Here is a 16601-nt window from a genome sequence, read left to right as displayed (position 1 = left end):
CGCTACACGTCGAGGAAGCGCACGTCGCGCGCGTTCCTGATGATGAAGGAGCGGCGGGCCTCGACGTCCTCTCCCATGAGAACGGTGAACAGCTCGTCGGCCTGGGCGGCGTCGTCCAGCGTCACCTGCCGCAGCACCCGGGTGTCGGGGTTCATCGTGGTCTCCCAGAGCTGGGAGGCGTTCATCTCGCCCAGACCCTTGAACCGCTGGATGCCGTCGTGCAGGCGCGGGTCGCGCTTGCCCGCGGCGATCCCGGCCTCGATGATCGCGTCACGCTCGGGGTCGGAGTAGGCGTAGGAGGCGTCCTCGCCCCGCCGGTCCCACTTGATCTTGTAGAGCGGCGGCTGGGAGAGGTAGACGTGCCCGGCCTCGATCAGCGGGCGCATGAAGCGGAAGAGCAGCGTCAGCAGCAGGGTGTTGATGTGCTGGCCGTCGACGTCGGCGTCGGCCATCAGGATCAGCTTGTGGTAGCGGAGCTTGGCGATGTCGAAGTCGTCGTGCACGCCGGTGCCCATCGCGGTGATCAGCGCCTGGACCTCGGTGTTCTTCAGCACCTTGTCGATGCGGGCCTTCTCGACGTTCAGGATCTTGCCGCGGATGGGCAGGATGGCCTGGAACCGGGAGTCGCGGCCGCCCTTGGCCGAGCCGCCCGCCGAGTCGCCCTCGACGATGAACAGCTCGCACTTCTCCGGGTCGCTCCACTGGCAGTCGGCCAGCTTGCCGGGCAGGCCGGAGCCGGACTCCAGCAGCGACTTGCGCCGGGTGAGCTCGCGGGCCTGGCGGGCCGCGAGGCGGGCGCGCGCCGCCTGCAGGGACTTGGTGATGATGTCCTTGGCCTCGCCGGGGTTGCGCTCGAACCAGTCGCGCAGGTGGTCGTTGCAGGCCTTCTGGACGAACGACTTGGCCTCGGTGTTGCCCAGCTTGGTCTTGGTCTGGCCCTCGAACTGCGGGTCGGCCAGCTTCACCGAGATGATCGCGGTGAGCCCTTCGCGGATGTCCTCACCGGCGAGGTTGTCGTCCTTGCCCTCCTTGAGGAACTTCTGCTCGCGCGCGTAGCGGTTGACGATCGACGTCAGCGCGGCGCGGAAGCCCTCCTCGTGGGTGCCGCCCTCGGCCGTGTTGATCGTGTTGGCGAAGGTGTAGACCGACTCGCTGTAGGAGTTGTTCCACTGCATCGCGATCTCGACCGAGATCCCGTCGCCGTGCTCCTCGAAGTCGATCACCGAGACGTGCGCCGGCTCCTTCTTGGCGTTGAGGTACTGGACGAAGTCGGACAGGCCGCCCTCGTAGTGGTAGACGACCTCGACGGGCTCGCCGTCGATGTGGTCGGGCCGCTCGTCGCGCAGGGAGATCGTCAGGCCCTTGTTCAGGAAGGCCATCTCCTGGAAGCGGCGGGAGAGCGTCTCGAAGTTCCACGTGGTGGTCTCGAAGATCTCGCCGTCGGCCCAGAAGGTGATCGAGGTCCCGGTCTCCTCGGTCGTCTCGTCCTTGCTCAACGGGCCGGTGGGCCGGGAGTCGCGGTAGCTCTGCCGCCAGTAGTGGCCGTCTCGGCGGATCTCCACCTCGAGCCGGGTGGACAGGGCGTTCACCACGGAGACGCCCACGCCGTGCAGACCGCCGGAGACGGCGTAGGACTTGCTGTCGAACTTGCCGCCCGCGTGCAGCACGGTCAGGACGACCTCGACCGCGGGGCGCTTCTCGACGGGGTGCAGGCCGACGGGGATGCCGCGGCCGTTGTCGACGACCCGGACGCCGTTGTCGGCCAGGAGCGTCACCTCGATCCGGTCGGCGTAACCCGCCAGGGCCTCGTCGACGGAGTTGTCGACCACCTCGTAGACCAGGTGGTGGAGACCGCGCTCCCCGGTCGATCCGATGTACATGCCGGGGCGCTTGCGGACCGCCTCCAGCCCCTCGAGCACGGTGATTGAGCTAGCGTCGTAGGACAAGTGTGAAATCCTCCTGCCGAGGACACGCGGCGGGCACAGTGCAGCCCCGCCGTGCCCGTCACCGTCGTGAATGCCCCGATGCGCTCACCCGGGGGAGTCGGCTGTCAACGCCGGGGGTGACACGCAAACGGACGTGTCCGGAATCCTGTTTCATTCTAGCGGCTCCGCCCACATCGTGTGGCATTGACGGCCCCTGAAAGCCTCTCTGGCGCGTCGATCATCATTTCGAGCATCCCCCCACAGGGGCGGGGCTCGTCGCGCCAGAGAGCCGCTGATCCGTTCGCAGGAGGTTCGACCAGGGGCTGGGAGCCGGATTCCGCCGCCTCCGCCGGGCATCCCTCTCCCGGTACGGCGTGCCCGCGCCCCGGTAACGGTCCGTGCCCGGCCCGGTAACGGCACGGCCGTACGGCCGCCGGGGCGCCGCCCGGCGGCCGCGGAGGGATCCGGAAGGATTCGGAGGGATCCGGAAGGATTCGGAGAGCGCGGAAAGCGAAGAAGATCCGGCAGCGCCCGGCAGGACTTCCTGCTGAGGACTTCCGGAGGGCTCCGGAAGAACCGCAAGGAGGACCGCAGAGGGCTCAGCCGTAGGTGTCGCCCGGGCCGCGGCTGCCGGTCACCCGGAGGCCGCCGCTGTAGCCGGGAGCGTGCTGCGGCCCCTGCACCTTGACCCGCCGTACGGTCCCGTCCCCCAGCTCCTCGTTCAGCCGCCGGACCATGTCCCGGGCCAGCAGCCGCACCTGCGTGGCCCAGGCGGTGGAGTCGACGACCACCAGGACCTCTCCGTCCTCGAAGCGCTCCGGCCTGGCGTGGGCGGCCACGTCCGCGCCGACGATCTCCTCCCAGCGGCTGAACACCCCGCCGACCGCCACCGGCTTCTCCCAGCCCCGGTAGGCGAGCAGGTCCTCGATGGCACGTCCGAAGAGCTGCGGATCGCCTGACTCCCGGCGGGCCCCGGCCGCCTTGCGCCGGGGCTCGCGGCGGGGCAGCTGGCCCCGCCTGGCCGCGTCGGCCTTGGCCTGGGCGAGCTTCTCCCTGGCCAGGGCCGCCCCTCTGGCCGCCGCCGCCTTCCCGGCCCCTGCCGGCCCGTCCGGTCCCGCGGGTCCCGCGGGACCCGCTGTGGATCCTCCGTTCCCCGGGCCGGACGACGCCGTCGGGGGCCGCCCGTGCACATCGCCGGCCGCTCCCGGACCGGATGCCCGCTCAGCCGACACGGGCCACGCTCCCCTCGGACACGTCGAACCGGGCTCCGCTCAGCTCTGCCGGCACGTCGTCGGGGACCGCGGCGGTGATCAGCACCTGCTCGGCCGGGGCGACGAGCCCCGCCAGACGGCGGCGACGCTCCGTGTCCAGCTCCGCGAAGACGTCGTCGAGGACCAGCACCGGGTCGCCGCCGTCGGCCCGGAGCAGGTCGTAGGCGGCCAGCCGGAGCGCCAGGGCGAACGACCAGGACTCGCCGTGGCTGGCGTAGCCGCGCGCGGGCAGCTCGCCCAGGCTGAGGAACAGGTCGTCGCGGTGCGGCCCGACGAGGGTCACCCCCCGCTCCAGCTCCGCCGTGCGGACCTCGCGCAGCCCGGCGCGGAGGGCCTCCTCCAGCGCGGCCCGGTCGGGTGCGTCCACAGCTGTGGACAACGTGCCGCGGTAGGCCAGGCCGACCGGCGCGGAGCCGGGCGCCAGCGAGGCGTAGGAGGCGACGAGCAGCGGGCGCAGCGCCTCGACGAGCTCCAGCCGGGCGGCGAGCAGCTCGGCTCCGTGCCGGGCCAGCTGCGCGTCCCAGACCTCCAGCGTGCTCAGCACGTCGCCGGCCCCGGCCGCCTCGAACCCGGCCTCGCTCTCGGCCCGCCGTCCGCTCCGGCCGCGGCCCCGCCTGGCCTGCGCGGCGGTGCGGAGCAGGGCGCCGCGCTGCTTGAGCACCCGGTCGTAGTCGGCGCGGACCCCGGCGAACCGCGGGGCCCTGGCCACCAGCAGGTCGTCCAGGAAGCGGCGGCGCTCGGCGGGGTCCCCCTTCACCAGCGCCAGGTCCTCCGGGGCGAACAGCACCGTGCGCAGCAGCCCGATGACGTCGCGCGGGCGGGAGACGGGGGAGCGGTTCAGCCGGGCCCGGTTGGACCTGCCGGGGTTGATCTCCAGCTCGACCAGGGCCCGGCGGTCGTCACGCACGATCACCGAGCGGACCACGGCCCGCGCCGCCCCGTGGCGCACCAGCGGGGCGTCGGTGGCGACCCGGTGGCTCGACTGCGTCGCCACGTAGCCCAGTGCCTCGACGAGGTTGGTCTTGCCCTGGCCGTTCGGCCCGACGAAGGCCGTGGTGCCCGGCTCCAGGGCGAGATCCACGGTGTCGTAGGACCTGAAGTCGGTCAGCGAGAGGTGGGCTACGTGCACGCCGTTACGTTAGTGCCTTCCCGATCCTCCGGTTGCGCAAGGCGCAGAGCCGTACCGAAGGGGCATGGGCGCTCCGGGAGGCGCACGGCACGGCCTGTGGACGGACGCGGGCACGACCGCGGGCTTTCCACACGGGGCCCGTGCCCTGTGGACGGACGCGCGGGGCGGACCGGCGGATCCAGGCGCCGCGGGCCCGCGGGTCCACAGCCTGTGGACGGCGACGGGCCGGGTGCGGAGCCGTACCCCCTCCGGCCGTCCACAGGGTGTGGAGCGCCGGAGGACTACCCCTCCACCTCGACCGGGGGCACGACGTCCGCGCCGGGGGCGTCGGCGCCCTTGGCCACCTCGCCCTCCTTGGCGGTGACGGCGTGCCCGCCGAACTGGTTGCGCAGCGCCGCGACCATCTTCATGGCCGGGGAGTCGTCCTGGCGCGAGGCGAAGCGCGCGTACAGCGCCGCGGTGATGACGGGGAGCGGGACCGCGTGCTCCACCGCCGCCTGGACCGTCCAGCGGCCCTCGCCGGAGTCCTGGGCGTAGCCGCGCAGCCCCGCCAGGTGCTCGTCCTCGTCCAGCGCGCGGACCAGCAGGTCGAGCAGCCACGAGCGGATGACCGTGCCCTGCCGCCAGCTCCTGAACGAGTCGGCCACGTCGGTCACGACGTCGGAGGCCTCCAGCAGCTCCCAGCCCTCGGCGAAGGCCTGCATCATGCCGTACTCGATGCCGTTGTGGACCATCTTCGCGAAGTGGCCGGCGCCGATCCGGCCGGCGTGCACGAAGCCGTCCTCGCCCGCGGGCTTGAGGGTCTCGAAGACCGGCATGAGCCGGCGGACGTCGTCCTGTGAGCCGCCGACCATCAGGGCGTAGCCGTTCTCCAGGCCCCAGACGCCGCCGCTCACCCCGCAGTCGACGAAGCCGATGCCGCGGGCCGCGAGCTCCTCGCCGTGCCTCTGGTCGTCCACGTAGTGCGAGTTGCCGCCGTCGACCACGATGTCCCCGGCGGAGAGCAGCTTGCCCAGCTCGTCGATGGTCGACTGGGTCGGCGCCCCGGCGGGCACCATGACCCACACCGCGCGCGGCGCCTGCAACCGGTCCACCAGCTCCTGCAGGCTCGAGACGTCGCTGAGCTGCGGGTCCCGGTCGTAGCCCACGACCTCGTGGCCGCCGCGGCGCAGCCGTTCGGCCATGTTGCCGCCCATCTTGCCCAGGCCGATCATGCCGATCTGCATGTGCCGCCCTCCGTCCCTTCAGTCTTGCCTCGACCGTCCATACCGCTGTGCCCCCTTTTGCAGGGTTTCATCGTCCGTAGGTGGCCAGGCGGGTCCGCGCGAGCCGTACCAGATCGGCGTTCCCGCGGACGGGCTCGCCCGCGGGACCGTGGAGGACGTCCTCCAGACCGATACGTGTGGCAAGTCCCAGTCGCCCTGCTTCATCCACAAGTACCCACGCCGAGGCGTGCTCACCGTGGAGGAGCCGGGGACCGGGAACGGCCAGCTCGTCGAGGCGTGCCAGTACGGCGTGCGCACGCGCCACGGCGGTGCGCTCCTCACCCCCGATGACCTCCACGAGCACCCGCACGCAGTCGGTGCCGGCCGCGGCGAGGGCCTCCGCGTCCGCCACGGACCAGACTCCCGCCTCGACCCCCACGCCGAGCCGCCGAAGATCTTCGCACAGATCGGTGAAGCCGGGCTCGGAGAGGTTGACCGAGGCGAAGTCGGGCCGGTCCCCGGTCGGGAGCGCCGCCCAGCCGAGCACCGCCGCCCGGCGTGCCGCCACGTCCCCGGCCGTCGTCCACAGCCCTGTGCTCACCCCTGTGGGCAGTCCCGGGGCGGCCCGCCGTACCTCGCGGACGGCCGCCCCGATGTCCGCGGCGCTGAGAGACTCTCTGCCCGTCCCGTCGCGCGGATGCATGTGGACGGCGCCCGCACCCGCCGCGCGGGCCGCACAGGCGTCCTGAGCGAGCCGGAGAGGGGTGACAGGGAGCCCCGGGTGGTCGGTGGGGCCCCTGCTGCCGTTGAGGCACGCCTGGAGCGCGAACCCCCCGGCCGTGCCGTCTCCGCCGCCTGACTGCGCCCCGCCGGTCATACGCCTCCCGCGTCCCGATGCCGCCGCGTGCCGCCGCGTGCCGCCGCATGCCGCCCGGCGGCACGACCCGCCGGGCGTCAGCTCGACAGGCGGATCGGCATGATCAGATAACGGTAGGCGGAGGCGCTCGCCTCGTCCACAGGCTTGCCCCCGGTGAGGATGGCGGGCTTGGTGGAGGTGGTCATCTGCAGCCGGGCCACGTCGGAGTCGATCGCGCCCAGCCCCTCCAGCAGGAACTGGTGGTTGAAGGCGATGTTGATGTCGTCGCCGTCGAAGTCCACCGGCAGGACCTCCACGGCCTGCGCCTCGTCGCCGCTGCCGGCCTCCAGGACGACCTCGCCGCCGCGGAAGGCCATCCGGACCGGGGTGTTGCGCTCGGCGACCAGGGCCACACGCTTGACGGCCTCGACGAAGGAGCCTGTGGACAGGTCCGCGCGGGCGGAGAACTCCGTCGGCAGCAGCGAGCGGTACTTGGGGAACTCCGGGTCGAGCAGCCGGGTCGTGGTGCGCCGGCCGGCGCTGGAGAAGCCGATCATGCCTTCGCCCGTGCCGCCGACGGAGCTCATCGCGATCTCGACCTCCGCCCCGGTCGACCCCAGGGACTTGGCGATGTCGGCGAGGGTCTTGCCGGGGATCATCGCGATCGCCGAGAAGTCGGGCTGCTCCGGCTGCCACTTCAGCTCGCGCACCGCGAGCCGGTAGCGGTCGGTGGCGGCGAGGGTGACGGTGTCGCCCTCGATCTCCATCCGCACGCCGGTCAGCATCGGCAGCGTGTCGTCCTTGCCCGCCGCGACCGCGACCTGGGCGACGGCGGAGGCGAACACGTCGCTGCCGATCCGTCCGGCGGCCGGGGGCATGACCGGCAGGGAGGGGTAGTCCTCCACAGGCATGGTGAGAAGTGTGAACCGGGCGCTGCCGCAGGTGACGATGGCCTTGGCCCCCTCCACCACGAAATCCACAGGCTGTGCGGGGAGCGCGCGGGTGATCTCGGCGAGGAGCCTGCCGGAGACGAGGACGACGCCCGCCTCACCCGTCTGCGGTTCGAGGGTCACCTCCGCGGAGACCTCGTAGTCGAAGCCGGAGAGCTTCAGCTGGCCGCTCTCGGTGACCTCCAGCCGCATGCCGGCCAGCACCGGCACGGAGGGACGCGCCGGAAGGCTGCGTGCCGTCCATGCGACCGCCTCTGCGAGCACGTCTCGGTCGACCCGGAACATCACGTGGATCTGCCTCCTGTGTATCGAGCGCTGTCCGCTCGGTGCCTTGGGGTTCAAGTGTTCACTGTGGCGCGCGTGCGCTCCCCCGGAACCCCTTCTATGGGTCTTGAGATTCTTTGTAAGAGATATAAGAGGTCATCACAGTAGGGGGTGTGGAAACTGTGGACGACCGGTGTTTCCGCAGGTCAGCCCCTGGATTTCTATCCACTGGTCCTGTGGGTGGCGGCTGTGGGAAACCTCGCCGCCTGTGGACGGCCGAACTTTGCCCACAGCCCGTCCCCAGATTCGGGGTTTCTCATCCACGGGTAAAGGCAGGTTATCCACGAGGTTTCCACAGGTTTTCCACGGGGTAGGAGTCCGTTTTGTCCTTGGGGAAAACTTTGCCCACAGGGCGTCCACAGGCTGTCCCCAGGTTGTCAACAAGTTCTCCCCAGGTTCTCCCCAAGGTTGTCCCCAGGTGGAAGAAAAGCGAGCGGAGCTCATCATCGTCTCCATCAGGCATGATCGCCCCGATCGGGCCGGTCCTCCCCGGCCGGAACGCTGATCCACAGGGTTTTCCACAGGCTGTGCACCATCTGGGGGAATCACTCATCCATTGCGCGACTGCTGCTTGATCCGCGTGGTGAGCTCGTTGACCTGGTTGTAGATCGAGCGTCGCTCCGCCATGAGCGAGCGGATCTTCCGGTCGGCGTGCATGACCGTCGTGTGGTCGCGCCCGCCGAACTGCTGGCCGATCTTCGGCAGCGACATGTCGGTCAGCTCCCGGCACAGGTACATGGCGATCTGCCGGGCCGTCACCAGCACCCGCGAGCGCGACGTCCCGCACAGGTCCTCGATCGACAGCCCGAAGTACGTGGCGGTCGAGGCCATGATCGTGGCGATGGTGATCTCCGAGTCGGCGTCCTCGGTGATCAGGTCCTTGAGCACCACCTCGGTCAGCTGCAGGTCCACCGACTGCCGGTTGAGGCTGGCGAACGCCGTCACCCGGATCAGCGCGCCCTCCAGCTCCCGGATGTTGGTCGAGATGCGGCTGGCGATGTACTCCAGCACCTCCGGCGGGGCCGCCAGACCCTCCTGTATCGCCTTCTTGCGAAGGATCGCGATGCGGGTCTCCAACTCGGGCGGCTGCACGTCGGTGATCAGCCCCCACTCGAACCGGTTGCGGAGCCGGTCCTCCAGGGTGATCAGCTGCTTGGGCGCCCGGTCGCTGGAGATGACGATCTGCTTGTTGGCGTTGTGCAGGGTGTTGAAGGTGTGGAAGAACTCCTCCTGAGTCTGCTCCTTGCCCTCCAGGAACTGGATGTCGTCGACCAGCAGGACGTCCACCGCCCGGTAGCGGCTGCGGAAGTTGTCGGCCTTGTGGTCGCGGATGGAGTTGATGAAGTCGTTGGTGAACTCCTCCGTGCTGACGTATCTGACCCGCGCGCCGTCGTAGAGGCTCTGCGCGTAGTGGCCGATCGCGTGCAGCAGGTGGGTCTTGCCCAGCCCGGAGTCGCCGTAGATGAACAGGGGGTTGTACGCCTTGGCCGGCGCCTCGGCCACCGCGACCGCCGCGGCGTGCGCGAAGCGGTTGCTGGAGCCGATGACGAAGGTCTCGAAGGTGTACTTAGGGTTCAGCCGCGCCGGCTCCCCGGGGGTGCGGCCGCCGCGCGCGTCCCATCTGTTCTGGCCGGGGCCGCCGGGCGCGGGACTCGGCGCCGGGCGCTCGAAGGAAGGGCTCGGCTCGGGGCGGGGCGGGGCGGGCTGCGGGGCGTATCCGGGGCCGTACCCACCGCCGCTCCCGGGCCCGGGAACGCCGCCGGGGCCGTGCTCGGCCTGCGGCTGCGGGGCCGGAGCGGGCGTCGCGGGCCGGTACGGCTGCGCGTTCTCCTCAGCCTGGGGATAGGGATAGGAGAACGGCCGGCCCTGTGGCTCGTGCTGTGGATAGTCGGTGGACGACGGACCCGACGGCCCGGCCGGGGCGAACGGGCTCTGGCCCTCGGAACCCCCGTTGTGCTGTGGATTCACCGGCTGTGCATAACCCTGCTGGCCTCCGCCACCCTGGGGATAACCGGGTGCGGGAGCCTGTGGATATCTCTCGGGCCTGGAGGGCGTCGCAGGCCCCGAGCCCTTCGCCGAGGGGTCCACCATGACCGCGAACCGCATCGGCCGGCCCATCTCCCGGGAGAGGGCCTGGGTGATCAGCGGCCGGAGCTTGTTCTCCAGGGCGTCCCGGGCGAAGTCGGTGGGAGCGGCGAGCACCACGGTGTCGTTCATGAGGCCGAAAGGCACGGTCTGACCGAGTAGTGCGCGGTGGACCGGCGGGACGTCCTCATGGGTGGAGTTCTCCAGCACCCGTGCCCACACCGCGCCGAGGTCCATCTCGTCCATGGCTCGGCTCCCCTCCTCCCGACGCGGTCCCGGCAAGCCCGTCGCGATCCGCAGTTGTCCACAACGATGGCCGTCCCGGCGCATCGGAATCCCCCGTTGTCCACACGCCGGCGTCCGTGCGGTCCTTCGCGGTCCCGTCTTGAAATCCACATGGAATCCACAGCGGATCCACAAGCCGCGCACAACTCCGCACATACAGCCATGCCGTGTTCTACAGCGGGAAGGAGGTCCGGAGGGGGCCGACAGTAGTCTGTGTCCACAGGGGTGTTCAAGACGTTGTCCACAGCCTAGTGGCACTGTGGGGGAGCCTGGGTGCACATCCTGTGGATAGAGAAACGGCTGGGGAAAACTTCCCTGTGGAACTGTGGATGACTCGTCCAGGGAAGCCTTCGGTTTGACCTGGGGTGCATCCGCCCCGTAACGTACGACGGTCGGCTTGCCACGCGACGGCTATTTCGCATGCCCCGCATCCGGCAAGCCAGCCACTGTCGACCATCCCCATGTGCTGGGGATGCGCCTTGAAGCCTGGAGCCCACTCGTGAGCAAGCGTACTTTCCAGCCGAACAACCGCCGTCGCGCCAAGACCCACGGCTTCCGGCTGCGTATGCGCACCCGCGCCGGTCGCGCGATCCTGGCCGCCCGCCGTCGCAAGGGCCGCGCCGAGCTCTCCGCCTGACGCGCCGTCCGCCTCGCCCGCTCCGCCGGGCAGGGCAGTGAGCGTTCTGTCGCCCGCCGGCCGTGCTGTCGGCGGGCGATAGCCGTACCTGCCCCAAGGTCGAGAAGGTCTTCCGTGTTGCCGTCCAGCTCCCGCATGCGCCGGGGCGAGGAGTTCTCCACCGCGGTCAGGAAGGGCGGTCGTGCAGGCCGTCCCACACTGGTCGCGCATTTCGGCATGCGCGAAGAGAGCGGTGAGCCGCCCCTGGTGGGATTCGTGGTGAGCCGGGCCGTGGGCGGCGCGGTCGTCCGCAACCAGGTCAAGCGCAGGCTCAGACACCTGATGCGGGACCGCCTCGATCGGCTTCCGCGGGGTAGCCTGCTGGTTGTACGCGCCAATCCACCGGCCGCGTCCGCGCGAAGCGAGCGCCTTGCCGCCGAACTCGACGTCGCGCTGGATCGTTTACTCAGGCGGCGAGACCCCTCCAGGGGTCGCAGGGACGGATGACGATGACGGCGCAGCAGACAACCGGGGCGTCCCCGGCAGCCCGGATCCTGATGGCTCCGATCCGGTTCTACCGGGCCTTCGTGAGTCCCCTTCTGGGGCCCCGCTGCCGCTTCCACCCTTCGTGCAGCGCCTACGGCCTGGAGGCGATAGCCGTTCACGGAGCACTGCGCGGCACGTGGTTGACGATCCGGAGAATCGGGCGTTGCCACCCATTCCATCCCGGAGGTTTGGACCCGGTGCCCCCACGCCCGGTCCGGTCCCACGAAACGCAAGGGAGCTAGCTCGGTGGAGCTGTCCTGGCTCAACTGGCTGTACACAGCCGTCGCCCAAGTCATCACCTGGATTCACCAGGGCTACAGCACCTTCATCCCGAAGGACAGCGGGCTCAACTGGGCACTGACCATCATCACGCTCACCGTGCTCATGCGGCTGCTGATCTTCCCGCTCTTCCTCAAGCAGATGCGCTCGTCGAAGAAGATGCAGGAGCTCGCGCCGAAGGTGCAGGAGCTGCGCAAGCGCTACAAGAACGACAAGCAGCGCATGAACCAGGAGGTCATGGCGCTGTACCAGGGGGCGGGGGCCAACCCGCTCGGCGGCTGCCTGCCGATCCTGGCGCAGTTCCCGATCTTCATCTCGATGTTCACCGTGCTGCAGGCGATGGCGAGCGGCCAGCCGAAGTTCGGCATGAGCCCCGAGCTGCTGGCCGACGCCCGGGCGGCGCACGTCTTCGGCGCCCCGATCCCGGCGACGTTCTTCACCAGCTCCGACGACATCCTCAAGCTGGGCGCCGACCCCGTCGTCACCAAGGTCGTGCTCGCCATCTTCGTGGCGATCAGCTCGCTGACCACCTTCCTCACCGTCCGGCAGAGCGTGACGCGCTCGATGGCGCAGATGCCGGACAACCCCATGGCGCAGCAGCAGAAGATCCTGATGTACATCTCGCCGCTGTTCGCCATCTTCTCCCTGAACTTCCCCCTCGGCCTGATCCTCTACTGGGTCACCACCAACCTGTGGACGCTCGGCCAGCAGCACTGGTACTACAGCCGCCACCCCATGCCGGTGTTCGACGCCAAGGGGAACGTGGTCACCCCCGCCCCCAAGCCGGGCCTGCTGAGCAAGGTGAAGAAGAGCGCTCCGGAGCCCGAGTCGCCGCCCGAGCCTCCGGCGCCGAAGGTCACCCGCCAGCAGCCGACCCGCCAGCCGCGCAGCAAGCGGTCGGGCAAGACCGGCGGCAAGAAGTCCTAGCGGGTGCCGCGTGGACGCCCCGCCCGGGGACGGCCCACGACGGCTCCCGTCCCATCCCGACAGCACGAAGGAGTGGCTGGACGTGACTGAGGGCCAGCAGGAGACCGCGGCCAAGGCGGCTCCCGATCTCGCAGCCTTGGAGCAGGAGGGGGAGATCGCGGCCGACTACCTCGAGGGGCTGCTCGACATCGCCGACATCGACGGCGACATCGACATGGACGTCGAGGGCGACCGCGCCGTCGTGTCCGTCGTCGACGTCAAGGGCGGCGACCTGGTGGGCGCGCACGGCGAGGTCCTGGAGGCTCTCCAGGAGCTCACCCGGCTCGCGGTCCACCGGCAGACGGGCGAGCGCTCCCGCCTGATGCTCGACATCGGCGGCTACCGCGAGCGCCGCAGGACCGAGCTCCGCGAGCTCGGCACCCGGGTCGCCGGCGAGGTCAAGCGCTCCGGTGAGCCCAAGTCCCTGCAGCCGATGACGCCCTTCGAGCGCAAGATCGTGCACGACGCCGTCGCCGCGGCGGGCCTGCGCAGCGAGTCCGAGGGCGAGGAGCCCCGCCGCTTCGTGGTGGTCCTCCCGGCCTGACGGCCACGGCCGTCGCCGACGGTGAAGACCTCCGGTCCGGCGGGGCGCCCCTGCCCCACACGGCACCGGAGGTCTTCGTCTTCATCCCCTCGGCGCGGAGACGACCGTCCGCCGGACGGACCACAGCCGGCCGCCCTCCCGGACCCCGGGACGGCGGCCTTTTCCGTGTCTCTTCCGTGCCTCTTCCGTGCCTCTTCCATGTCTTCTCCGTACGGCGCGCCGCCCGCCCCGGGCCGTTCCAGGCCGCCGGGTACGGCGAAGCGGAGCGGCGTCCTCCAGGTCTCCCACGCGATTCCGGTTCGGCCTCGCCGTCCCGGCACGCCCCTCCGGCCGTCGGCTAACGTTGGTTCGCACAGTGAGTATTCGGCCGTCGGCTCACACCCTCGGGAGTGGCCCGGGATTCTTCGAAAAGAGTGATCGTCCAGTGAGTGAGCAGCTGCCCGAACCGCCCGAGGTCGCGCGTGAGGTGTTCACCGGCGCCGCCTGGTCCCGAGCGGAGGCATTCGCGGAGCTGCTGGCCGGTCCCGGAGTGGTGCGCGGTCTGCTCGGTCCCCGCGAGGTCTCCCGGATCTGGGACCGTCACCTCCTCAACTGCGCGGTGATCGCCGAGGCGGTCCCCGCCGACGTGCGGCTGGTGGACATCGGCTCGGGCGCCGGTCTGCCGGGCCTCGTGCTCGCGATCGTCCGTCCCGACATCTCCGTCACGCTCCTGGAGCCGCTGCTGCGCCGGACGGTGTTCCTGACCGAGTGCGTGGAGCTGCTGAAGCTGGAGAACGTCGAGGTGCTGCGTGGCAGGGCCGAGGAGTTCGCGGGCAAGCGGGAATTCGACGTGGCCTCCGCCCGTGCGGTGGCGCCGCTCGACCGGCTGCTGACCTGGGCGCTGCCGCTGCTGCGCGAGGGGGGAGAACTGCTCGCGATGAAGGGCGAGCGCGCGGCGGAGGAGCTCGCGGAGGCCGAGGAGCAGTTGCGGTCCAGCGGGGTGCGGAGCGCCGAGCTTGTATCGGTCGGGCAAGGTAAGGTCGAGCCGCACGCAACTCTCATCCGGGTGGTCGCCGGTCGGGCTCCCGAGAGGCCCCGGCAGTCCTCTCGCCGAAAGGACCGTGCTCCGCGCCCGAAGCGGGCACGAGGCCAGTAGACGGACCGGGAGAAGCGAGTGCGAGGCCAAGGAGATCCGGTGAGTCGAACACTCCCCGGCGCGAGCGCCGGGTTCTCCACGCTGGATGACCGCGGACGTACGATCGCGGGCACCGCGGGTGGTCTCGGCTGGCCGGAGAGTCCCTTCCTCCCCCCGCCCGGCAGTCCTTCCGGCCTGGGCTGGCCTGTCTCGGTCCCCCCGGCCGGGACCCGGCCGTCCGAAAGGACGACCGAGGCCCAACTCCCCCTTAAACCCGGCGACTCGCCGCTGGTACGAGAGGCACTCAGCTCAGTGGTTTCACGTGAAACATCGCCCCAGCACACCACGGTCGCTTCTTCCGGAGGCTCACCGGGGACCCGGGAGGGCGACTGGCCCCGGCCGCCCAAGACCCGGATCTTCACCGTCGCGAACCAGAAGGGCGGTGTGGGCAAGACCACCACCTCGGTGAACCTCGCGGCGGCGCTGTCCATGCACGGCGAGCGGGTCCTGGTGGTCGACCTCGATCCTCAGGGCAACGCCTCCACGGCACTGGCCGTCGAGCACCGCGGCGACGTGCCGGACATGTACAAGGTGCTGGTGGAGGACCTGCCGCTGAACGAGGTGGTCAAGGAGGTCCCGGACATGCCGGGCCTCTACTGTGCCCCCGCCACCATCGACCTCGCCGGAGCCGAGATCGAGCTGGTCTCCATGGTCGCCCGGGAGGCCCGGCTGCAGCGCGCGCTGGCCGCCTACGACGCCGTCGAGCTCGACTACATCTTCATCGACTGCCCGCCCTCTCTCGGCCTGCTGACGGTCAACGCCCTGATGGCCGCGAACGAACTGCTGATCCCGATCCAGTGCGAGTACTACGCGCTGGAGGGACTGGGCCAGCTGCTCCGGAACGTGGACCTGGTCCGTGCCCACCTGAACCCCTCGCTGGACCTGTCGACCATCCTCCTGACCATGTACGACGGCCGTACCCGGTTGGCCTCGCAGGTCGCGGAGGAGGTACGGTCTCACTTCGGCGACACGGTGCTGAGCACGCTGATCCCCCGGAGCGTGCGCGTCTCCGAGGCGCCCAGCTACGGACAGTCGGTCATGACCTACGATCCGGGCTCCAGCGGCGCCACCGCGTACATGGAAGCCGCCCGTGAGATCGCCTACCGCGGCGCGGCCGTGTGAGCGGCCGGGAGGTCCCCGGCGGTGCGACCGTGGACACTACCGAGGGGGAGACCTTGAGCCTGGGGAGGGGTCGTGAGTAAGCAGCCGAGAGGACTGGGCCGGGGACTGGGAGCACTGATCCCCACCGCGCCCCCACCCCCGCCCGCCGAGACCGCGGTCATCAGAACGACCGTGACGGCGGTGGCCGACGAGCCCGTCTCCCGGGAGCAGGAGCTCAAGCCGGTCGTCGGTGCCTACTTCCGTGAGATCCCGATCGGGGACATCACACCGAACCCTCGCCAGCCCCGGCAGATCTTCGACGGTGATGCCATCGATCAGCTCGCTGCCTCCATCAAAGAGGTCGGTCTGCTTCAGCCCGTGGTGGTACGGCCCGCGGGGGATGGGCGCTACGAGCTCATCATGGGAGAGCGCCGCTGGCGGGCCTGCACGCTGGCCGGTCTGGAGCTGATCCCGGCGATCGTGCGAGAGACGAGAGAGGACAAGCTCCTCCTCGACGCGCTGATCGAGAACCTCCAGCGCGAGCAGCTCAACCCGCTGGAGGAGGCGGCGGCCTACCGCCAACTCCTGGACGACTTCGGCGCCACCCATGAGCAGCTCGCCACGCGCATCGGCCGGTCCCGCTCACACGTGACGAACACCATCAGGCTGCTCGGTCTCCCTCCCTCGGTCCAGAACAAGGTCGCGGCGGGCACGATCAGTGCCGGCCACGGCAAATCTCTGGCGGGCCTGAGCGATCCGGCCGCACAGGAGCACCTCGCCAACCGGATCGTGGCCGAGCTGCTCTCGGTCCGCGCGGTGGAGGAGATCATCGCCATGGGTGAAGCGGTGGCCGCTCCTGCCCCCGCGCCGCGCGCCCCGCGGGCCAAGCCCGCCGAGGACCCTTCGCTCCGCCGGTTGGCGGACCGTCTCTCGGACCACTTCGAGACGCGGGTGAAGGTGGACTTCGGCCGCCGCAAGGGCCGCATCGTGGTGGAGTTCGCCACCATCGACGACCTCGAGCGCATCATCGCGACAATGGCTCCGGACTCTTCCGTGGAACTCGCGGACGGGTAAGCCCTCTGCTGCGCGGACGGCTCCTGTGTTTCACGTGAAACACAGGAGCCGTTTCTCCTCCGCACTGAGCCAGACGCCAGGCGATCCGTCGCCCGCCCGGCTTCTGCGGGCAGTCCCTCGGCGGGACTCCTGTGTTTCACGTGAAACAGAGAAGTCCTCTTCATGTACGGGTCCGGTGCCGCCTTGGCCGGGTTCCTTTCCATGGGTCTTGAGGCCCTGCTCTTCCGTGCGGAGCCGATCTTCGCCGGTGGCCGTACGGGTTCGGCTTGGC

The 16601-nt window shown here is 70.3% G+C and carries 15 protein-coding genes; 8 read left to right on the top strand and 7 right to left on the bottom strand.

The window, feature by feature from the left end:
* Nucleotides 1-2 precede the first annotated feature (2 nt).
* The 7 genes from gyrB to dnaA form a co-directional block, all read right to left on the bottom strand.
* On the bottom strand, nt 3-1946 hold the full coding sequence (gene gyrB / locus ACFOWE_RS31915; RefSeq protein WP_377294468.1) for a DNA topoisomerase (ATP-hydrolyzing) subunit B: 1944 nt from the start codon (nt 1944-1946) through the stop codon (nt 3-5).
* A gap of 578 nt (nt 1947-2524) precedes the next feature.
* Complete coding sequence (locus ACFOWE_RS31910; RefSeq protein ID WP_377294466.1) at nt 2525-3115, bottom strand: DUF721 domain-containing protein; 591 nt, start codon at nt 3113-3115, stop codon at nt 2525-2527.
* Nucleotides 3116-3146: 31 nt separating this feature from the next.
* Nucleotides 3147-4325, bottom strand: coding sequence for a DNA replication/repair protein RecF (gene recF / locus ACFOWE_RS31905; RefSeq protein WP_377294464.1), 1179 nt, complete (start codon nt 4323-4325; stop codon nt 3147-3149).
* Nucleotides 4326-4606: 281 nt separating this feature from the next.
* The gene (gnd, locus tag ACFOWE_RS31900) at nt 4607-5551 is read right to left on the bottom strand and encodes a phosphogluconate dehydrogenase (NAD(+)-dependent, decarboxylating) (RefSeq protein WP_377294462.1); all 945 of its coding nucleotides are present in this window, start codon (nt 5549-5551) and stop codon (nt 4607-4609) included.
* Between the two features lie 67 nt (nt 5552-5618).
* The gene (locus ACFOWE_RS31895; protein ID WP_377294460.1) at nt 5619-6407 is read right to left on the bottom strand and encodes a 3-keto-5-aminohexanoate cleavage protein; all 789 of its coding nucleotides are present in this window, start codon (nt 6405-6407) and stop codon (nt 5619-5621) included.
* A 77-nt stretch (nt 6408-6484) separates the two neighbouring features.
* A complete protein-coding gene (gene dnaN, locus ACFOWE_RS31890; RefSeq protein ID WP_377294458.1) occupies nt 6485-7624 on the bottom strand; it encodes a DNA polymerase III subunit beta in 1140 nt (379 codons plus the stop codon).
* Nucleotides 7625-8209: 585 nt separating this feature from the next.
* Nucleotides 8210-9991 (bottom strand): chromosomal replication initiator protein DnaA, encoded by a 1782-nt coding sequence (gene dnaA / locus ACFOWE_RS31885; RefSeq protein ID WP_377294456.1) that lies wholly within the window; start codon nt 9989-9991, stop codon nt 8210-8212.
* A 538-nt stretch (nt 9992-10529) separates the two neighbouring features.
* Between dnaA and rpmH the strand changes: the two genes are divergently transcribed.
* From rpmH to ACFOWE_RS31845, 8 genes are all read left to right on the top strand, one after another.
* On the top strand, nt 10530-10667 hold the full coding sequence (rpmH, locus tag ACFOWE_RS31880; RefSeq protein ID WP_010849920.1) for a 50S ribosomal protein L34: 138 nt from the start codon (nt 10530-10532) through the stop codon (nt 10665-10667).
* A gap of 114 nt (nt 10668-10781) precedes the next feature.
* Nucleotides 10782-11153 carry a ribonuclease P protein component gene (rnpA, locus tag ACFOWE_RS31875; protein WP_377294454.1) on the top strand — a complete coding sequence of 124 codons (372 nt, stop codon included), beginning with the start codon at nt 10782-10784 and terminating at the stop codon, nt 11151-11153.
* Complete coding sequence (gene yidD / locus ACFOWE_RS31870) at nt 11150-11434, top strand: membrane protein insertion efficiency factor YidD (protein ID WP_449301237.1); 285 nt, start codon at nt 11150-11152, stop codon at nt 11432-11434. The genes rnpA and yidD overlap by 4 nt, the downstream gene beginning before the upstream one ends.
* A gap of 4 nt (nt 11435-11438) precedes the next feature.
* Nucleotides 11439-12398: a membrane protein insertase YidC gene (gene yidC, locus ACFOWE_RS31865; RefSeq protein ID WP_377294450.1), complete on the top strand. Its 960-nt coding sequence runs from the start codon at nt 11439-11441 to the stop codon at nt 12396-12398.
* Between the two features lie 82 nt (nt 12399-12480).
* Nucleotides 12481-12981: a Jag family protein gene (locus ACFOWE_RS31860; protein WP_377294448.1), complete on the top strand. Its 501-nt coding sequence runs from the start codon at nt 12481-12483 to the stop codon at nt 12979-12981.
* A gap of 424 nt (nt 12982-13405) precedes the next feature.
* Nucleotides 13406-14116 carry a 16S rRNA (guanine(527)-N(7))-methyltransferase RsmG gene (gene rsmG, locus ACFOWE_RS31855; protein ID WP_377294446.1) on the top strand — a complete coding sequence of 237 codons (711 nt, stop codon included), beginning with the start codon at nt 13406-13408 and terminating at the stop codon, nt 14114-14116.
* A 291-nt stretch (nt 14117-14407) separates the two neighbouring features.
* Nucleotides 14408-15277: a ParA family protein gene (locus tag ACFOWE_RS31850; protein WP_377294445.1), complete on the top strand. Its 870-nt coding sequence runs from the start codon at nt 14408-14410 to the stop codon at nt 15275-15277.
* A gap of 72 nt (nt 15278-15349) precedes the next feature.
* A complete protein-coding gene (locus ACFOWE_RS31845) occupies nt 15350-16330 on the top strand; it encodes a ParB/RepB/Spo0J family partition protein (protein ID WP_377294443.1) in 981 nt (326 codons plus the stop codon).
* The last annotated feature ends 271 nt before the right edge of the window (nt 16331-16601 follow it).

The sequence above is a fragment of the Planomonospora corallina genome, from assembly GCF_042650625.1.
GTDB lineage: Bacteria > Actinomycetota > Actinomycetes > Streptosporangiales > Streptosporangiaceae > Planomonospora_B > Planomonospora_B corallina.
This window is presented reverse-complemented; position numbering and strand designations above follow the sequence as displayed.